This is a genomic window from Desulfobotulus mexicanus, assembly GCF_006175995.1.
GTDB lineage: Bacteria > Desulfobacterota > Desulfobacteria > Desulfobacterales > ASO4-4 > Desulfobotulus > Desulfobotulus mexicanus.
The window spans coordinates 102,352-122,078 of record NZ_VDMB01000008.1; the positions used below are offsets into that span (position 1 = coordinate 102,352).

A 19,727-nucleotide genomic window follows, 5' to 3' on the forward strand; every position below is an offset into this window, starting at 1 on the left:
ATGCAAATAAAAGACAACCCCACACCTGAAAAAACGGCCATTGTCTTCTCAAATCCCGAAAACTTTTGAAAACAAAAAAATACTGTAAAGACAGATTTCCGCTTATTTTATAAAATATCACGCTTCAGAAACTTCTGTTTTCTCAAGAGAAGAAGGAGATTCAGGTTCCCTGTGCGGAAACTCTTCCCCACTTTTTTCAGCAATGATTTCAGACAACTCAGGATATTGCCCTGCTATAAAATCCAGAGCTGCGGCCCTTCTTCCAGCAATGGTTTCAAGATTTCCTATGGAAGTCCTCTGACTTTCCATAATGGAAGAAAACTGCATACGTACCTGTTCCTCATTTCGTTTAAGAATATTGTAAACAAAAATCAGAGATAAAACCTCAAGGAAGAGCGCAAGCATGAATCCAATGACAAAGCCCCTGTCATAACCGTAATAGACGCAGCCCATGGCAAGAACGGCTGTTATCAAAACCATAAAAAACTCCTGCTCCCCAGAAAACATAAGAGATCTGATGCGTTCCCACCAGCAGGTCCGGACACAGAATACGGACTATTACCGGGTTTCAATATACATGGCTACTGTGTTAAATATACTTTCTTTTATTATACAGAAGGTGGCATGCTGAAAAAAGGGTAAAAACAAAACTCCGACAGAAAAAATGAAAGCAGGATTAAAAAAACACCTTTTTTTTCCTGTACCCGGAGTTATAATAATACTTTAAGCTGGTACAAAAATATCCGGCGATTCAGAATGAGGGAGATCGATATGAGTGTAATGCAATATCCCAGAGGTGCTTTCCCATCCGCAGACATGGATGCCAAGCGCGCCCAGCAGATAGAAGAAACGGAACAGACCCTTTCCCCGGCCTACAGGCTGGCTTTTCTGGACGAAGATCTTCTGGTACGCAGCAGCCTGCGACCTGTCCGCCTTCAGCTGGAAATGATGAAACCTGAAATTGTCCTCACCGAAGAGGGCATAGAATCCACAATCGTGATTTTCGGCAGTGCCCGCCTTCCGGATCCGGAAACAGCCCTTTACCAGATGGAGGAAGCCAGACGGAATCTCGCCATGGCTCCCGAAGATGAGGAACGTATCCAGCGGCTGAAACAGACGGAACGGGCCGTGGAAATGAGCCGCTATTATGATGAAACAAGAAAGCTTGCCCGTCTTGTTTCTGAAAACACAGGCCCCAACCGCCATGTGGTCATCACCGGCGGCGGTGGCGGCATTATGGAGGCTGCCAACCGCGGTGCACACGATGTCAATGCCAAAAGCATCGGCCTTAATATTGTCCTGCCCTTTGAGCAGGCACCCAACCCCTACATCACACCGGAGCTATGCTTTCAGTTCCACTACTTTGCCATAAGAAAAATGCATTTTCTCATGCGGGCCAAAGCTCTGGTGGCCTTTCCCGGCGGTTTCGGCACCCTCGATGAGTTGTTTGAAGCCTTAACCCTCATCCAGACCGGAAAAATGGAAAAACTGCCGGTGCTGCTTTTCGGTAAGGAATTCTGGCACAACCTCATCAACTTTGACTACCTCGTTGAGCAGGGAACCATTTCTCCCTCGGATCTTTCCCTCTTCCAGTATGTCAGTACCGCAGAAGAAGCATGGGAAATCATCCGGGCCTCCAACGGACTTTAACAGGAGTTTTTTCCCTGGCAGTCAGACTATAAAGCCGGACCTGCCGGAAAAAAGCAACTCCCTTTCATGTCTCCTTCCCTCATCGGGATAGAGATAATTCATGTAAACACAAAACCCCCACCGTATCAAAGATGCGATGGGGGTTTTTAGTGTAGCTTATTCAGATCAGAAAACTTTATTCGTCATCTTCCGCAGTTTTGGGAAGGTTTACTTCCTGAAGCTCAGGACCCAGATAGGTTCTCTCATTGGGGCCAAGAATACCAAGGGAAAGACAGATAATAGTCCAGATGTGAACCACATGATAATGGGCACCATAAACCTCACCCAACTCATGGATCTGAGCGTGGCAGTTATGACAGCCTGCAACGCAATAGGTGGCACCTGTGGCCTGAATCTGAGCGTCCTTGATTTTTCCGTACTGCAGGCGTTCTTCCTTGAATCCGCTCTGGAGAAAACCACCGCCCCCGCCACAGCAGAAGTTGTTGGACTTGCCCGGATACATATCAATCAGATTTTCTTTGCCCACACAGGATTCAATGACAAAACGGAGGTTGTCCGCAGCCCTGTCGCCAAAGGCTTTGCGTACAATATTGCAGGGATCCTGTACCGTGAACTTGATCCCAAGCTCCTTGTTCCAGTCGGAATTTACGGGAAGCTTGCCTTCACGGATCCAGTCTGCATAGTAATTGTAGATGTTTTCGATTTTTTCTACGTTGGTATCAATGTTGAACTTTTTCTGTCCTGCCAGGACAGAGAAGGTGATGTGCCCTCATTCAGTATTGAGGAAAACCTTGCACCCCAGTTCATCGGCCTTACCCAAAGTCCCCCTTGTATGCTTTTCCCAGGAAGGATCATCGGCAAGAAAAAGACAATAGTTCTCACCGGCCCAGCCAGTAGAACCATAGGTCCAGTCCGCACCCACAAGGTTGAGAATCTTCCAGAGGGGAACCATTTCCTCAGGCTCCACCATGGGCTCACGGGAGTTCTGGTTCAGGAAGAAGTAGGCACCCTGCTTGTCTATGGGGGCCTGAAGATCTCTTTCTTCCCATTCGGGCTGCTCTTCCCTCACTTCATCCAGAATATCCTGCACCACAAACTCAAAATCCTCCTGGGTTGTGCCCATGGCACTCAGGGTAGGATTCTTCATGGCCATATCACAGGAAGCAAGAATACCTTTGGGTCTTTCTTCTCTGGGATTCAGTTTTCTGGCATTGAACACCAGCTGCGGGATATTGATCTTCATGGGGCAGGCATACATACACCGCGTACACATGCTGCACATCCATACCCACTCGCTCTTTTTGATCTCCTCATCCATGCCCAGCGCGGCCATTCTCAGAAACTTCCGGGGATCCATATCCCGAAGCCCTGTAGCCGGGCAGCCGGAAGCACAGAGACCGCAAGTCAGGCAGGCATTGAGGTTTCCGCCCTCCGGCAGAATCTCCTTCACCTTATCGATGAAGAAGCTGCCCGACTTCTTCTCTATCTTGACTGCTTCTTCCGCCATTTGTGCATCTCCTCCGTTTTGTTTTTTCTCAAAAACTTTCTTCCATCAGGTTTTCCATAATATTTACAGGAAATCTTCCGTGACGGGCTGGCCACGGCACACCTTCAGGAAACCCGAATATCGGCGGGAGGCCGCCCACTGGCGATCAGGGACTGCCTCCTGACATGTAGTGTCTGAACAAAAGCCGCTTTTTTCCCGATCCAATACCTGAAATTTTATTATCATTTTATACATGCATCCCATAGTCTCACCGGAATGCGGATTTTCATAATTTCAGATTATCACAATACCCGGAAAGGCCAAAAAACCACTTTCGGCCAGCCACTATTTAGACTATTACTTTTTCTTCTCCCTTATTCCAGTGCCTGTGTCAATACAAAATCGGGAATCCATTTATAATGCAAATACGACTCATTGAAAAAATACCACCGTCATATCCCGCTGCCAAGTCTTTGAAAAAGTTCCATGGCACCACATCAAACAGAAATAAAATCATAAAAAAAAGACAATAACAGAATATATGTCGGATTGACACCGATTTAGCCATACGATAATACTTATTATGGGGAAAAAAACGCATCCCCTTTCCCAAAAGCCAGATACCCTGCCCCATACGCAGGGAAAACCTTTTTAAAGCCCAATGACCTCCAGCCAAGGACTTATCCATGATCAGAATGAACAGCCATTACAAAAAACTCAAGGCCTCCTATCTTTTTTCCGACATTGCAAAGCGTGTCAGCACCTTTCAGGAAAACAATCCAGACACCCCCATCATCCGCCTTGGCATAGGGGATGTAACCCACGGACTGCCCGAGGCCTGCATCAAAGCCCTGCATAATGCCGTGGATGAAATGGCTGAAGATAAAAGCTTCAAGGGCTATGGCCCGGAGCAGGGCTATGCCTTTCTGCGGGAAGCCATTGCAGAAAATGATTTCAAATCCAGGGGATGCGCCATTGAAGCCGATGAGATTTTTGTCAGCGATGGTGCCAAATGTGACACAGGCAATTTTCAGGAGCTCTTTGCCACAGACATCCGGGTAGCCATTCCCGACCCCGTATATCCGGTGTATCTGGATACCAACATCATGGCAGGACGCACCGGAGAATTTCTTGATGGCCGGTATCAGGGTCTCGTTTATCTGGACAGCACAGCAGAAAACGGCTTTGTTCCCCCTGTCCCCGAACAGGCCGTGGACCTGATCTACCTCTGCTACCCCAACAATCCCACCGGAGCTACGGCCAGCCGTGCCCAGCTTCAGGAATGGGTGGACTATGCAAGGAAAAACAAGGCTCTGATTCTCTTTGATGCGGCCTATGAAGCCTTTATCACAGACCCGGAAATCCCCCACTCCATCTATGAAATTCCCGGCGCAAGGGAAGTGGCTGTGGAGTTCCGCAGTTTTTCAAAAACCGCAGGCTTCACCGGCACCCGCTGTGCCTTTACCGTGGTTCCCAAGGATTGTATGATCTATGATGAAAAGGGAGAAGCCCATGCTCTCCATGCCCTGTGGAACCGCCGCCACTGCACCAAGTTCAACGGCGTGGCCTACCCCATCCAGAAGGCGGCTGCAGCAGTGTACAGCCCCGAAGGGCAGGCGCAGGTCAAGGCCCTCATCACCGGATACCTCGAAAATGCCACCATTATCCGCAGCGCCATGAAAGAGCTTGGCTTTGACTGTGTGGGGGGCGACAACTCTCCTTATATATGGATCAACGGTAAAAGCGATTCCTGGGAATTCTTTGACCGCCTTTTAAAGGCTGGGGTTGTCTGCACACCGGGTGCTGGCTTTGGCCGCTGCGGAGAAGGCTTCATCCGCATTTCCGCCTTTAATTCAAAGGTCAATGTGGTTGAGGCCATGGAACGCATCCGGAAAACACTGGCCTGATTGTAACTATTCGCCACACTCTTCCATGCAAGATTGTGAATTAATTTCAACATATTGATTCCATCAAAAGACAATCGGGCTGTTTGTGAGTGACATTGCAATCGTTTCGGATCAGAGCTTTGTCCGGCACTCAAGCCATAAACCTATAGTCTGCTGTGAAAAAACAATAAGCTTTTTCAGGCTTGAGTGCCGGAGTGCTAATAAGAAGCGGCAAACTGTCTGAGCCGCCACAAAGGCAGCGTGCTTAAGCCTGCCATGGTAATCAAAAAGCTTATTCTGCCTGTGGCGGGGAGTTTTTGCCGCTTCCGCACAGGGCAAGAAGCTCCCGAATAAGATTGCGTCACGAACAAATAGTCCGGTTGTCTATGCGCCTGATTAAAGGCATTCGATTTACCAAAGGAAAATTGTGCTGAATAATTACGCCTGATCTTACAAAACCACGAGAAAATAAAAACGTACATAAAGACCCGACGCAGATTCCCTCCGTCGGATCTTTTTATCCTTGCCTTTTTCATTTTGCAGCCTATGTTTTGCATTTTAAGAAAAGCAGGGAGACAGAATGCAGAAAGAACCCGTTGATATTCATATTACAGAGCTGGAAGAAATACTGGACCACTATCTGGATGCCGCAGGCAGACTCAATTATGCCATCAAGATCGTGGGACATCCGGGTATCGGCAAAAGCTCAGTGGTCCGTCAGGCTGCGGAACGCAAAAACTTCCTCTTCATAGATACCCGCCTTGCCTTCAAGGAAAATATCGATCTTGGCGGCTACCCCGTTCCGGATCACGAAAACCAGCGCATGATCTATTTCAGGCCCCGCTTCATTCCGCCGGAAAGCGTTCCCACAGAACATGAAGGCATCCTCTGGTTTCTGGATGAAGCCAACCGTGCCCACCCTACGGTGATTCAGACCCTTTTCCAGATCATCACCGAAGGCCGCTGCGGAGAACATCTGCTGCCGGAAAAAACCGCCATTGTTCTGGCCGGTAACCTCGGAGAAGAAGACAGCACAACCATCACGGATTTTGATGATGCAGCCCTGGATGGCCGCCTTGCCCTTTTCCACTTAAAACCCCGTGCCATTGACTGGCTGCGCTGGGCTGCGGGCAGGGATGTCCATCCTTCCGTACTCCGTTACATCGCCCTTTTCCCGGAAAGACTCTGGGATGAACAGCGCATCCATCCCAATCCCAGGGGCTGGCATCAGGTATCCCATGCCCTTGCCACGGCCTATGGCCTGACCAGCGAAGCAGCCCTCATAGAAGCTTTAAAAACCAAAAAGACAGCCAGCCTTGAAAAACTGATCATCTCCCTTGTGGGAGATCTTGCAGCCTTTGATTTCATCCGCCAGCTGACCCATCCAAGACAGATTACTACGGCGGATATCCTCTCGGGAGCCCCGGACAAACTGGATGCTGCGGAAAAGGAAAAACTTCCCGCCGAAGATCTGCTCTGGGCCATCACAGGTGCCATCTCAAAGCTAAGGGAAGATCTGCTGGCCCAGACCACAGACCACGCCCGTAAAACCACGGAAGAACTCAGCCATGTTCTCTCTTTTATAGCCTGCTGCCGCAGCGACAGCAGACTGGCCTTTTTCCATCTGCTCCTCAGGGAATGCGGGCTGCTGACAGCCATTCCTGCAGCCATTGCCATTATGGAAAATCCTGAGACAAAAGAAAAAATCCGCCTTTCCATGGAGACGCTTCTCTCATGAAGGTAAAACAGCATCCCGTATGGGAGACCGTACTGGAAGAGTTGTGGCGGCAGAGCCGATTCACATCCTATTTCTACCAGAGCGTCCAGTTTACCCCCAGCACTTCGGTGCCCACACTGGCCTTAAGCATAGCTTCCATGCGGCCTGTGCTTCTCTATCATCCGGATTTTGTGGAACGCCAGAACAAAGAAAGTCTTAAGGCACTGCTGGTCCATGAGCTTCTCCATATTGTCCACGGACATGAGCACAGACAGCTCAAGGACCATGAACCCTATCTCCAGAATCTGGCGCAGGACATGGTCATCAACTCCTTTCTAAGAAGCCGGGCAAAGAACTTTTTCTCATCCACGGATGGTCAGCAGCAAAGCCTTTACCTGCCAGCGGAACTTCCCGGTATTCCCGATGCCTTTTTTGAAGAAACCGGAGAAAAAGATCCCTCATGGGAAAATCTCTACCACTGGTTCGGCAGACGGGGACCGGAATCATTAAGAATTTTCAGTGATGCGGTGCGAGATATGTTCCGGGATCTGAAGAAAAAACCGGCAAAAAAAGCCCTTGATAATAAGTCCGTCCATTTTACGGAACCTGAGGACAGCGATGATCCGGCAGATACTGACACCATCCCCGAAGGCATCTGCCTTGTGGATAAAAAAGGAGAGGCTCTGCCCACGGGTACCCACCTTTTTCTGGGCACCATGGAAAAACGACAGCTTCAGACCCAGGTACGTAAAATCATGGATCTGGCCGGAAACGACCCTTTCTCACCCACAGACCGGGTTTTCGAAGCCCTGAGCCGCATGATTGAAGGTGTGGAAAAACTGCATTCCCTTCCCTGGCAGCGCAGACTGCGGAGTATTCTGGACCGCAATGTCCACTCCAGCGAATGGTTCTACACAAAGAGCCGTTTCAACCGTCGTTTTCTGCCCCACGGCATCTACAGCAGCGGCCGCATGTTCCGGGAAAAGGAACTGCTCACGGTCTGCGTGGATGTTTCCTCTTCCATGACCACCACCCCCGGAGAAATGGCAGGGGCCTTTGCCGTCATTGAAAGCCTCTTAGACAGATTCCGGGTAAATCTCCTCTGCGTGGATGAATCGGTTTTTGTTCCCCGCATCCGGAAAGAAGGCATGGAAAAACAACAGGATCTGAAAAAACCTTATTTTTACAAAAAAGGGGACTGGAAACATCTGGAAACGGGCAATTCCGGCACCACCTTCTTTGCACCGCTCTTCAATACCTATATGAGAAAGCACAGGGAGCTGCTGCTGGTAATCACAGACGGCCATATCCATGATCTGGGCCGCCTTATCCCTTACAGCCCCACCCTCTGGCTCATTTCATCGGGCAGAAAAGAACCCTTTAAGGCCCCCTTTGGAAAAGCCCTTATCCTTGAAACTTCCGGAGCCATATCATGAATCCTTCTGACATCCATCAGTCCGTGATGCAGGGACAGCTCTCTCCGGAAAAGGGGCTTGAAATACTGGGAAGATTCCCCGATGCAGAGACCCTTTTTCTTGCTGGCAGATACTGGGCCGGTCTTGACCATGAAAAGGCCCTTGACCTTCTCATGGCCACACGCAGTGCATTTTTTTTGTACCGGGCAGGACTGCACTGGCCTGAAATCAAGCACAAAAAAGCCGCAGAGGCCCTCATATTACTCAATGACAGCGAATCCATATATAAAGCGGGCCGGACATGGAAAAGCTTTGATCCAAAAGCAGGCCTTGATGCCCTCTTTGCCCTCAAGGACAGCCGCCGCATCTACTATGCAGGTAATGACTGGAAAAACTTTAACTTTATAAAGGGTCAGAAAGCCCTTGCCATACTGGGAGATTCTGCCTTTATTTTTTATGCTGGCTGCCACTGGCGCAGTTTTGATTTTACAAAGGGCATGCAGGCCCTGCTGGCAACGGGCAACCTCAATTATCTCTTTCAGGCAGGAAAACGCTGGCAGCACTTCGACCATGCAGCAGCATGGGATCTTTTTGAAAAACAGATCCGGGATGGTTCCCCATGGCGGGCAAAGGCCCTTGAAGACCCCAGATGGAAAAAGCACCTTCTCCGCCGTTTCAAGGGGCTGTGCGGCATGGAGCAAAGGGAAGAAGGAAAGGAAAAAAGCCAAGCGCCGGAACGGGGACCGGGACGATGGGAAATCCATTTCAGCCCCAAAGGACCATCCTGAGACCGAATCGGATCTGCATACAGACCTCCTTCCCAGGGACAAAGATCCTGTCACTTCCTTCTGTTCAATGCATTGGATATGGTATATATATTCCGACGGTAAAAAAATCTGCGTCAGATATGTAAAAAACAGAAGATCACGCAACCGGAGGCATTATTCCCGTGGAAATTCATTGCACTGCATGCAAAAAAAAATATATCCTCTCACCGGAACAGGCTGAAAAGCTTGTTTCCGTTCCCAAAATCCCCTGCCCTGCATGTGGCACCCTGATTATCACCCAGATTGAAAAGCCTGCTTTCATCAGCAAAGAAAAACTCCTGAAACAGACCGGCGCCCTGCCCCCCATGCCGGAAATCCTCATCCGGGCCAAATCCATCATTGACTCACCCTATGGGGACATACGGGATCTTGCCGATATCCTTGAAAAGGATCAGGCCATGACTTCAAGACTTCTGAAGCTGGCAAACTCCGCCTATTATGGTCTCCGTTACCCAGTGGAATCAGCACACAAGGCCTGTCTTGTACTGGGGGAACAGACCCTTTTGCAGATGATTACCATAGTCAGTACATCCAAACTTTTCTCCAATAATCTTGATGGATACGATCTGGATGCGGCAACGGTTTTCTCCCATGCCCTTTTTGTGGCGCTGGTTTCCAGAGACATCTGCAAAAACCGTTTTAAAGTACTGGAAAACAGTGCCTTTGCCGCAGGCCTCCTCCACGATGCCGGAATGCTGGTACTTGATTCCCACATAAAAAACACAAAAGCACATTACAGAAAACTAAGAGACAAAGGCCTTTCCCAGCATGCGGCAGAAAAAGAATTTTTCGGCTTTGACCATGCAGAAATCGGATATGATTTTTGTATCAACTGGAATGTGCCCGCAGATCAAGCCCTGGCAATCCGGTGGCACCATGAACCCCGGATGGCAGATTCGGATCTGGCCCATGTGCTTTATACAGCAGATATTCTAGCATGGCAGGATCCCGACCGCATACCCGGCGATGATCTTGATGAAGTCAGCTTCCGCAGGGTGGGCCTTTCCAGTGAAGAACTGCATGAAATCCGCAGCCGGGCATGGCAGGATGTGGCACAGATTGTTGCCGATATTCTCATCTCCTGAAAATGGTGTCATCCATGCCGAAAACCTGTCTCATTGCCGCCATGACCCTCTGCGGCCACATCGGTCCCCATACCTTTGCCAGTCCCGAAGACCGCCAGCATCTGGAATACTGGCGGGACAAAAGTGATGCCAGTCTCATGGGTGCTGCCACCCTGAGGGATGCAGACCCGGAGATGCGTGGCTCCGGTGGTATTCTTAAGGCAAACCGCATCCGGGCCTTTATCTCCGCATCAGGAGATATCCCCTTTGACGGACGTCGTGCTTTTCTCCATGGCCCACCGCCACTCATCTTCACATCTGAATACCTTGCAGAACCCCTTCAGAAAAAAGCAGGCTCCCGTGCAAAGGTTCTGATCGCAGACACAGAAGATACAGGGCTTAACCTGAAACATGTTCTGGAAATTCTCAAAAACAAAGGGGTAAAAACCCTGCTTCTGGAAGGTGGCGGCGGTCTCAACCGGGAAGCACTTAAGCAAGGTGTTGTGGATGAACTGCTCCTTACCCTCTGTCCTGTGATCTGCGGCAGCTCCAATGCCGTTCCCTTTGTCCGAAAAGGAAGGCCTCTCCATGAAACCGGCCACTGGCGACTTGCAGCCCATAGAACCGGAAAATTCGGTGAAATTTTTCTGCATTACAAAAAAACATAAGCGCTCCGTATACTTTCCAGCCTTGTAGCTGCCATATCCTTAAAGCAGATGTATAGGAACACAGGCGATTTGCTCGTGAGTCAAAACGATTGCAAGGTTACCCACAAACAAGCTGTCTACCTTATGATCCACCGGTATATTGTCAAACCCAAACCACAGACACCTGGCCTGTAGAACCAAAAACAAGGAGATTTTAATAATGAGCAGCCCGGCCCCCCTTGCCATACTTTTTTCCGGAGGCAGCGATTCCCTTGCCCTGTATACCATGGCCCTTTCCGGGCATCACCGGGCCATACCGAAAACCTCTTCCGTGCACCTTGTCACCATGCTCAACGGGATGGCCCGCTTCCCCCATTTTACGGAAAACCGCTTCCGGACCGCCCGTGAACTCCTTGAGAAACAGCAGCCATCTCCCCTTCCTCCATCCTTCCGGGTTGAGCTGGACTGCGGCCGTCTCTTTCAGGAACTGTGGCTGGACCGCTACGAGACACTCATGCCCCGCTTTGGCGGTAAAAATCTTGTATGCGTTGCCTGTAAGCTGGCCATGCACACCCGCATCCTGCTTTACTGCCTTGAGCAAAAAATCCCTGCCATGCTTGCGGGCTACACCCTGAAGCAATCCTTTTACCCGGAACAGACCCCGGCCTTCATGGACCGAATGAAAATATTCAGTGAAGATTTTGATATAAAAACAACTTTTCCTGTGTATGAGGATTTTTCTGAAACCGCTGTTTCCAGACATTATCTGGAAGATCAGGGGCTGCCTTCAAGCGGAGGCGGTGAACGTAAATGTCTTTTCTCCCAGACCCGTACCACAGCCACAGAAGAGGAAACAGCAGCCTACCTCGATGCAATGATTCCGGTGGTTTCCGACTATATCCGCCTGAGGCGCAAAGGAGATGTTGCTGCTGCAGCAAGGGCCTTTCATGCCATAGACAGCACAACGGCCTAAGACCCCTAAGGACCTTAAAGACCCCAAAGACTATAAGACCCTAAAGTCCCCAAAGACTATGAAACCCTAAAGACCCTAAAGACCCTAAAGACCCTAAAGACCCTAAAGACCCTAAAGACCCTAAAGACCCTAAAGACCCTAAAGACCCTAAAGACCCATGACTAAAAAAACAATTGACAGGAAACAAGAGATTTTGTAAAAAACTGACATGTCAGTCACCGCTTCACATAAAGCCACCACAAGGCAAAATATCCTGGATGCAGCCATAGCCATCTTCAGGGAAAAGGGCTTTCAGAAAACCCGTGTATCGGACATTGTTTCCGCTGCGGGTCTGGCCCAGGGCACCTTTTATCTGTATTTTAAATCCAAGGAAGACATCGCAAGGGAAATCTGCAGAAACTTCATGGACAGTTTCAGTGGCATTGTTGAAGCAGACCACAACATCTTTGAAAGCAAAACCATAGATGAGCTAAACAGCCGCCTCAGGCAAATGGTTTTCAGTGCGCTGAAGGTCTTTAAAAACAATGCCGAAGCCGCTGAAATTGTTCTCAGGGAAGGCATAGGTCAGGGCGGGCTGTTCAAGGAACTTTACGAAAATCTTATCATCCGTTTTATTGAGCTTCTCGGTGAAAAAATTGCCAATGGTCGCAGCCAGAACATGCTGGGCATTCCCAATCCGGACACAGCAGCCGTTTTCATTGTAGGCCTTGTAGAACGCAGTTTCTTCTTTTTTATGGTCATGCGCAAAGACCTTAATATTGATGTAATTGCCGATGATATGACCTCTTTCATACTACACGGGCTTGCACTGCAGTCCCAGCAATGAAATGCATGGTCAGACAAGACCCATACGAACGAATATTTTGATGCAGGCAGGCTTGAAGGCCTGCCCCAGCGAAGGTTTTTTCGGCCCTCTTTTGTAGGGGCAGGCCCCCGTGCCTGCCCTGGTTTTGGGCAACCACAGGGGGTTGCCCCTACAGAAAACCCATTAATGTTTCACGGTTGACCGCTTGGAGTATAAGATGCAGAGCATGGAAACACCACTGCCCGGAAAATGGCAGTTTTTTTAAAACCAGCAAGTGACTGACAAGTCAGTCAAGAAACGGAAAAGGCTGATGGTGAAAGAAAAAAAGCTTGCCGATATTATTCTCCCCGCTGCAGGCAACTTCAAGCTGCTGATCAGCTGCCTGAGTCTCATTACAGTCTTTTTTGCCCATGGCATGGGAAAACTCACCATAGAAAATGACATCATGTTCATGCTCCCGGACAGCAACCGGGAGAAAACCATCTTCATGGATACCCAGGAAACCTTCGGTTCCACAACGGGTATAGTCATTTCCATTGGCTCGGAAAAGGGCATCCTTGACCCCCTGCTGCCCGAAAAACTTCAGACAGCAGGAAACCGGATTTTAAAAAGCAACCAGACCATACCTGCCCGCCTTATAGAAAAAAAACTGGGCATCTCCCTGAATCAGGCCCTTGTGCTTACGGCCTTTCTTCAGAACCTCGCTGCCATTGAGGGCAAAGACTTCATCCCCCATCCCGACCTGTTTGCAGATACATATGAAATGGAAGAAAACCTAAGGGAATCCATCCCCTTTGATCTTTATACCTCCATTAATACGGAAGACATCCGCCGGGTAGCAGGCAGACTTTCGGAAAGAGCCACCCTGAATCCGGATTTCGGAAAAGAACTCATGGGCATCATCCATAAGCCCACAGACAACCGGGACTTCAATAAAGGGATCTGGGTGGATCAGATTTCCTCCATCATGGAAAGCGACACGGTATGGCCTGAATTTTCTTTCTTTGATGCCATCGACAGCTTTTTTGAAAACAAAGGTTTTGCAGATACGGCTTCCGGACGCAGGCTGGCCAGTCTGATGCTGGAAAAGGGCCTGACCCGTCCTGAAAGCATAGGGACCTTTCTCATGGAATACAGGGGAAAAGGACCTGAAACGAACATCGCTCCGGACTTTTTCCGCCAGATCCGCGAGCAATCCCTAAGAGATCCGGCCTTCATTACAGATTTTCATCATGCCATGGCAGGCACTCCAAAACAGATCCGCACAGGCCGCATCTTCAACCCGGAAACGGACAGCCCGGCACTGCTCCGGGAAAGACTTCAGGGCTGGTCCCTTTTTAAAGGAACCCTTTACAGTAGCGATGAAAAAGCCACCCTTCTTTTTGTAAAAACCGCATCCAACCTCAACAAAGAGAATAAGGCCCTGCTCCTTGGCGAGGTTTCCAGAATTCTGGAAGATGTTTTTGGAGATACAGACTTCACATATCATATGGCTGGCGAACCTGTGGTGGACAATGAAATCGGAACCCTCATGATAAAAGACATTACCTGGCTCTTTCCCGTGGTGAGCCTTGTGGTCATAACATCGCTTTTTCTCATGTTCCGCAATCTGCCCGGCGTACTCTATCCCATGCTGACGGTACTGATTTCCCTTGTCTGGTGCTTTGGCCTCATGGGTTATGCCGGTATTCCAGTTTCCATTGTCTCTTCTGCCCTTCCCGTGCTTCTCGTGGCTGTCGGAACGGCCTATGCCATTCACCTCACCCACGCTTTTCAGCAGGGCAGAAAAGAAAACCCTGATCCAAATGCCCTTGCACGCAGGGTACTCAACCTCACCGGCGGCGGAGTTCTCATGGCCGGCCTCACAACCATGGCTGGCTTTGCCTCCCTTGCCGTCAACCGCATTATACCCCTGCGGGATTTCGGTATCTTCATAAGCCTTGGTATTGCCTTTGCCCTTATCCTTGCCCTTCTCATTATTCCGGCCTTCATGCTCCGCAGCCGGGATAATTCCATGGCTGAAAAAAAGAGTCTCCCGGCCCGCAAAAATCCGATGCTCTCGGCCCTCTCCCTTTTCAGCTGCCGGAAACCTAAAACCGTTACCTTCCTCTACCTTGCCGTATTTGCCGTATCCATAACAGGGGCGATGCTGCTTCGGGTAGAGATGAATAACATCACATTTTTTAAAAAAGACGCCCCCATACGCATGGCAGATACCTTCATCAACGATCATTTTGCTGGCACTTCCGGCCTCACGCTGATTCTTTCGGGCGAAAACCCAGGCGATGCCCTGAATCCTGAAATCGTGGCACTCATGGAAAAGCTATCCCGGCAACTTCTTGAGACCCATCCTGAAATTGGTAAAATTGTCAGCCCTGCGGATTTTATTAAAAAAATGAATCAGGCCTTTTTTGATAATGACCCCTCCCGCTACAGACTGCCGCAGATGGCAGACCTTGCCGGAGAAAAAAGCCCGGAAGCCCTCCATGCCCAGTATGAGGCCTACATGGACAAATACCAGAGAAGGGATACCCGGAGCCTCATGGATTCTTCCAGAAAAGAAGCTGCCCTTGGCATTCAGATGAAAACCGCCTGCAGTACGGTGGTCCGGGAAGTGACCCGAAGCGCTGTGGATTTTCTCCAAGGCCCCGGCGGACAAATTCTGCGGGACAAAAACATGACCTTTAAGGTTACAGGCCCCGGTACCCTCTACCTTGAAGCCAACCAGCTCATCGTGAAGGGACAGATCGGCTCCATCGCCATCTCCTTTTTTCTGGTATTTTTCGTGGTGGCCCGACTGATGAAATCCTTTATCTACGGTTTTTTCAGCCTGATTCCCTTAGCTTTCACCATCACAGTTACCTTCGGCATCATGGGTTTTGCCGGTATTGCCTTAGATGTGGCCACGGCCATCACGGCATGTGTGGCCATAGGCATAGGCATTGATTACGGGATTCATTATCTGGTGCATTACCGGGATTCCAGAAGTCAGGGGCTGGGCCACATAGAAGCCATCCTCCACACGGCTCAGGGGACGGGTAAGGCCATTTTCTTCAACGCAACAGCCGTGACAGCGGGTTTTCTTGTGCTTCTGGCTTCCGCCTTCATTCCCTTAATAAATCTTGGCATCCTGATTTCCATCACCATGATCTGCTCTGCCCTTGCGGCCATGACCCTGCTTCCAGCAGCCCTCACCCTTGCGGAATCCAGACTCCATAAAATCCATGAAGCAGGCCGGAAAAACAAAAACACTTTAAGTGAAAAACCTTCCCATATCCCCCCAGACCAAGGAGAAGAATACCATGCAGCTTAAAACCATCATGACAGCCCTTCTGTTTTTTGTACTGGGTACAGGTTCTGCATCCGCAGATATCGGCCCTTTCAATCCGGAAACAGCCGGAAAAGAAGGCCGGATCATTGCCGAAAAGGTAGAGGAATTCAACAGACCGGAAAAGGATCTGTCCATACTGGCCTCCATGACCCTGCTGGCAGGTGAAAGGGTCACTGATACCCGGCAGGTGGCCATACGCCAGAAAAATTATGGAGCAACGGACCGTTATGCCATGCGCTTTCTCGACTCCATCAAACGGGGGACCACCTTTCTGACCATAGAAAATGAAAACAGGGACAATGACCAGTACCTCTACATTCCAGCCCTGGGACGGGCCAGAAAAATAGCCGTGGGTGACAGTCAGAATGCCTTTGAAGATACGGATTTTTCCTATGAGGATCTGGGAGGACGAAAACTTGATGACTATATGCACGAGCGCAGAAGCGATGCCGTTTTTAACGAAAGGGAGTGCTTCCGTGTGGAATCCAGAGCCAAAGACAGTTCCGCACGCTATCCGAGACAGCTCAGCTGGATAGACAAGGAAAACTATCTGCCCCTTCAGGTACGTTTTTTCGGCAGGGATGGCCGATTAGAAAGGGTGATTGTGGCGGGTGAGGTGCAGAAAATTGAAGGGATTCATATTCCCTTCCGCACCGTGGCCAGAGATCTCAGGACCAGCCACACCACCACAATGGAAATCCTTGAAGTTACGATAAATACAGGACTGGGCAATGCAAGCTTTGACCCGGACAGAATGGGGGACGCATGGCGATGAAAAAAATCTCCATACTGCTTCTTGTTCTTTTTCTGACAGCTTCCGCCATAGCCATGGACGAGGATGGGGATTTTGATTTTGCTGAACTGCTCGGAACTTCCCTGCCCGGCAGTACCCAAACAGCGCCTGCTGTTTCAATGACACAGCGGTTCAGGCTTGAAGGAGAGCTGAGACCTTCTATCTGGTATGGCCTGAAAGATCCCCATGATGTTCAGACCACAAACCGGTTGGATCTTCTCATGGAAGCACACATGAAAAATACAAGCCTTGTGGCAAGGCTCAGGGGAGATTATCAGGATATAGAAAACAAGGATGAATTCACAGGAGATATCAGGGAGCTTTATTTCCAGCAGCAGGGCTATCTCAAAAAAACCTATCTTTCCTTCAGTGCGGGCAGAAAAATCCTGCACTGGGGCAAAGGGGATGAAATCCGGCCCATGGACCGCATCTGCCCTGAAGATATGCGGGCCTTTCTCTACTACGACAAAAACGATCGCAAATCTGGCCTCACGGGTCTTTTTGTAGAATCCGCCATGCCGGGAGGACTCAGGGTGGAAGCCTTCTGGTCGCCTGTTTTTGTGGGATCTGCCATGCCGGACCATGGAAGTTACTTCACTTCCATGCGTCTGCAGAAGTTCAGCGATGCAGGGGGCCGCATCATCGAAAGCGATGATGACTGGACCTGGGACGGCCAGAGTTCCATAGGCTTAAAGATCGGCCTGCCCCTGAAAAGGGCCGATGCCTCCCTCTATGCATGGCGGGGAAAAGACCCCATGCCAATGCTGAAGGTCTCCGGGGTGATCCGCCAGATTCCCATGGAAAACCCGCCTTATGATATGGATATACCGCCTGCGGCAACTACGCTTTCATGGTTTCACAGTGATGCCGTGGTTTTCGGGGCAGATTTTGAAGCCAGTGCAGGTGCCTGGGTTTTCCGCACAGAGGGCGCATGGCAGACAAAGGGCCATTACGAAATGATGGATTTTGAAAAAAATCCTCTTCTTCTGAATACCTTTCCCGAGGGCCTTGCAGAAAAGCAGAAGGGAGAATTTCTCATGGGCGTAGACAGAAACGACCTTTTCTTCCGCAATCTTTTTGTCAATGTCCAGTATTTGGGTGTGTACATACACGACCATGAAAAATTTATGGAAAGGGATGCTTACACCCAAGGGGCCAGCTTTACCATGAAGTACAGCGCCTTTGACTCCCGCATCAGCACCCTTTGGCGGGTTTTTACCTGGATGAACAGTCAGGACAGACAGCATCAGGTGGAAGCATCGTGGAGGCCCTTTAGCAACACCCTTTTAACCGCAGGGGCATTTTTTTACAGCGGTGGCGGTGAAAGGGATGTGTTCGGCCAGTTCAGGGATAAGGATTTCACCTTTTTCAGGGGCAGTGTGATTTTCTGAAAACTATTCTGAACTGAAAGGGCAGGAAATAACAGGACAAATCACTAAAGAAATCACACAGACAGAAATTTATTGTTCAAGTTTTGTATTTTTACCTCAGATATCAAGGGCAAACCGAATTGCCTGCCCCACATCAATTATCTTATTTTTTGTTAAAGTTGTAATAAGGGAGCCGATTTTTGCTTTTGCGACAGTTTGTAAATGATCACAATTTATAGCGCAATCACGAGGCATACCATCAGCTTGAGAAAGAAAAACTTCAGATGGAATACCACGGACAGTGCTTGTGATTGGTGCCACAGTTACCTCACCAAGATATTTCAATACCGAATCTCGTGTAAGAATAAGAACCGGACGCTTTTTATCTGGATGGGCGAATTTATACCAACGGATTTCACCATGTTTCATTCTTAACCCCAAGACTGCTCGGATTCCCAAATTGAAAATTCATCAGGAGAAACAGGATGCTGCCGGTACCCTTCTTGATGTTTACGTTCAAGTTCTTTGATATTATAACGATCAAGTGCCTCTCGTAATGCCATTCTTGTAAAAGCAGATCGGCTTGTGTGAAGTTTTTTCGAGATTTGGTCAACAGCGTTTACAAGATCTTCATCAAGGGTCATCTGTACGGTTTTCATGGACCACCTCCAGAACAGGGATAATAATAGCTATAATATCCACATTATAATGGATGTCAAAGTGGTTTTCCTAGAAGCCAAGGAGACAAGAGGGGGCAGGTATTTAAAATACTGTCAAATAAAAAAACACCCCTTCAAGCCTTACCTCTTTTTTGCTTGATTCCTGCTTAGGCAAAATGCTGCACTCCCGGACAAGAAAAGCCCCGGAAACACTGGCGGCGCATGAAAAACGGGCCGCCCAGCGTTCGGTGTCTGCGTGGATGCGGTGGTTCGATGCCCTTCCATCATGGTTTCACAGGGCATATCCTCTTTACGGTAGGAAAGTAAGTCCGATATCTGCCCTCATCCCTGGTGATCAAATCCATACCAAGTACCGCAGCATGTGCTCCAATATAAAAATCCGGCAAGGGTGAACGTTTGGTGCCCTTGCCTCTCCTGTAGAGAAGATAAGCTTTTCCGGCTAAGAACAGCGCTTCTTTTGGAATCTCCAACAAGTGAAATCCACCTGTATGCAGGGCTGATTCCAATTCCTCTATTTTTTCAAAAGCAATTGATACCTCGGTATAAACGATCTGATTTATGTAGAGCCTTGAGCTCTGACTGGCACTGGCGAGCGCAGCTTCCGACCAGTCGGCCCAATTCGGGTCATTGAGGAAGAGGTCTAAGATGACGTTCGAATCCACGAGAACGCCATTCATTTATCCGACCTCGTCAGCGCCATGATCTCATCGGTGGTCATTTTGACGGTCGCCAAACCACGTAGTTTTGCAAATTTCTTTATGGCTGACTTCTCCTCTTTTCGTATTACCAAAAAGACGCGTCCCTTCTCCTCGATGAAATCGACCTCTGTTGCAGGGCTTATTCCCAGCTTCTCACGAATGTCTTGGGGTATTGTGACCTGACCTTTTGTGGTTACCCTCATAACCTCACCTCTCTTTTAAGTATTACCGGTAATGGTAATACTGAGGTCGGAGACTGTCAACGAAATTTATGGCATCATCGTTCAGGGTCAGGGGGCGGATTTATGCATTTCGCCTGATGGTTACCGAAAGCCGGATCAGCGAAGTCGTCCAACGCAGCTTCTTGCCGGGTCGGGTCTGGCGC

General features: G+C 49.3%; 18 protein-coding genes. 12 read left to right on the forward strand and 6 right to left on the reverse strand.

Going from position 1 to position 19,727, the window contains the following annotated elements:
- Positions 1-117: 117 nt before the first annotated feature.
- Positions 118-480, reverse strand: coding sequence for a hypothetical protein (locus tag FIM25_RS08255; RefSeq protein ID WP_139448153.1), 363 nt, complete (start codon positions 478-480; stop codon positions 118-120).
- A gap of 291 nt (positions 481-771) precedes the next feature.
- On the opposite strand from FIM25_RS08255, the gene FIM25_RS08260 reads away from it, so the two are divergent.
- On the forward strand, positions 772-1,650 hold the full coding sequence (locus FIM25_RS08260) for an LOG family protein (RefSeq protein WP_139448155.1): 879 nt from the start codon (positions 772-774) through the stop codon (positions 1,648-1,650).
- Positions 1,651-1,825: 175 nt separating this feature from the next.
- Here the strand turns inward: FIM25_RS08260 and FIM25_RS08265 are convergent, their stop codons facing one another.
- The gene (locus FIM25_RS08265) at positions 1,826-3,157 is read right to left on the reverse strand and encodes a (Fe-S)-binding protein (RefSeq protein WP_139448157.1); all 1,332 of its coding nucleotides are present in this window, start codon (positions 3,155-3,157) and stop codon (positions 1,826-1,828) included.
- Positions 3,158-3,822: 665 nt separating this feature from the next.
- Here FIM25_RS08265 and FIM25_RS08270 point away from each other — a divergent pair.
- From FIM25_RS08270 to FIM25_RS08320, 11 genes are all read left to right on the forward strand, one after another.
- Positions 3,823-5,043, forward strand: a complete 1,221-nt coding sequence (locus tag FIM25_RS08270; RefSeq protein ID WP_139448159.1) for an LL-diaminopimelate aminotransferase — start codon at positions 3,823-3,825, stop codon at positions 5,041-5,043.
- Between the two features lie 559 nt (positions 5,044-5,602).
- Positions 5,603-6,760 (forward strand): hypothetical protein, encoded by a 1,158-nt coding sequence (locus tag FIM25_RS08275; protein ID WP_139448161.1) that lies wholly within the window; start codon positions 5,603-5,605, stop codon positions 6,758-6,760.
- The gene (locus tag FIM25_RS08280; protein WP_139448163.1) at positions 6,757-8,175 is read left to right on the forward strand and encodes a vWA domain-containing protein; all 1,419 of its coding nucleotides are present in this window, start codon (positions 6,757-6,759) and stop codon (positions 8,173-8,175) included. Before FIM25_RS08275 ends, FIM25_RS08280 begins: the two co-directional genes overlap by 4 nt.
- Positions 8,172-8,942: a hypothetical protein gene (locus tag FIM25_RS08285; RefSeq protein WP_139448165.1), complete on the forward strand. Its 771-nt coding sequence runs from the start codon at positions 8,172-8,174 to the stop codon at positions 8,940-8,942. The genes FIM25_RS08280 and FIM25_RS08285 overlap by 4 nt, the downstream gene beginning before the upstream one ends.
- A 161-nt stretch (positions 8,943-9,103) precedes the next feature.
- Positions 9,104-10,066 carry an HDOD domain-containing protein gene (locus FIM25_RS08290; protein ID WP_139448167.1) on the forward strand — a complete coding sequence of 321 codons (963 nt, stop codon included), beginning with the start codon at positions 9,104-9,106 and terminating at the stop codon, positions 10,064-10,066.
- Between the two features lie 14 nt (positions 10,067-10,080).
- On the forward strand, positions 10,081-10,713 hold the full coding sequence (locus FIM25_RS08295; RefSeq protein WP_179953255.1) for a RibD family protein: 633 nt from the start codon (positions 10,081-10,083) through the stop codon (positions 10,711-10,713).
- 199 nt (positions 10,714-10,912) lie between these two features.
- On the forward strand, positions 10,913-11,665 hold the full coding sequence (locus FIM25_RS08300) for a hypothetical protein (RefSeq protein WP_139448171.1): 753 nt from the start codon (positions 10,913-10,915) through the stop codon (positions 11,663-11,665).
- A gap of 208 nt (positions 11,666-11,873) precedes the next feature.
- Entirely contained in the window at positions 11,874-12,491 is a 618-nt protein-coding gene (locus tag FIM25_RS08305; protein WP_139448173.1) for a TetR/AcrR family transcriptional regulator, read from the forward strand.
- Positions 12,492-12,780: 289 nt separating this feature from the next.
- Positions 12,781-15,783, forward strand: coding sequence for an efflux RND transporter permease subunit (locus FIM25_RS08310; protein WP_139448175.1), 3,003 nt, complete (start codon positions 12,781-12,783; stop codon positions 15,781-15,783).
- Positions 15,773-16,576 carry an outer membrane lipoprotein-sorting protein gene (locus tag FIM25_RS08315; RefSeq protein WP_139448177.1) on the forward strand — a complete coding sequence of 268 codons (804 nt, stop codon included), beginning with the start codon at positions 15,773-15,775 and terminating at the stop codon, positions 16,574-16,576. Before FIM25_RS08310 ends, FIM25_RS08315 begins: the two co-directional genes overlap by 11 nt.
- A complete protein-coding gene (locus FIM25_RS08320) occupies positions 16,567-17,985 on the forward strand; it encodes a DUF1302 family protein (RefSeq protein WP_139448179.1) in 1,419 nt (472 codons plus the stop codon). Before FIM25_RS08315 ends, FIM25_RS08320 begins: the two co-directional genes overlap by 10 nt.
- Positions 17,986-18,081: 96 nt before the next feature.
- Here the strand turns inward: FIM25_RS08320 and FIM25_RS08325 are convergent, their stop codons facing one another.
- The 4 genes from FIM25_RS08325 to FIM25_RS08340 all read right to left on the reverse strand — a co-directional run bounded on the left by FIM25_RS08325 (position 18,082) and on the right by FIM25_RS08340 (position 19,545).
- Positions 18,082-18,393 (reverse strand): type II toxin-antitoxin system PemK/MazF family toxin, encoded by a 312-nt coding sequence (locus FIM25_RS08325; protein ID WP_139448181.1) that lies wholly within the window; start codon positions 18,391-18,393, stop codon positions 18,082-18,084.
- Positions 18,394-18,395: 2 nt separating this feature from the next.
- A complete protein-coding gene (locus FIM25_RS08330) occupies positions 18,396-18,623 on the reverse strand; it encodes a ribbon-helix-helix domain-containing protein (RefSeq protein ID WP_139448183.1) in 228 nt (75 codons plus the stop codon).
- A gap of 284 nt (positions 18,624-18,907) precedes the next feature.
- Complete coding sequence (locus tag FIM25_RS08335; RefSeq protein WP_139448186.1) at positions 18,908-19,321, reverse strand: type II toxin-antitoxin system VapC family toxin; 414 nt, start codon at positions 19,319-19,321, stop codon at positions 18,908-18,910.
- A complete protein-coding gene (locus tag FIM25_RS08340) occupies positions 19,318-19,545 on the reverse strand; it encodes an AbrB/MazE/SpoVT family DNA-binding domain-containing protein (protein ID WP_139448188.1) in 228 nt (75 codons plus the stop codon). The genes FIM25_RS08335 and FIM25_RS08340 overlap by 4 nt, the downstream gene beginning before the upstream one ends.
- Positions 19,546-19,727: the final 182 nt, after the last annotated feature.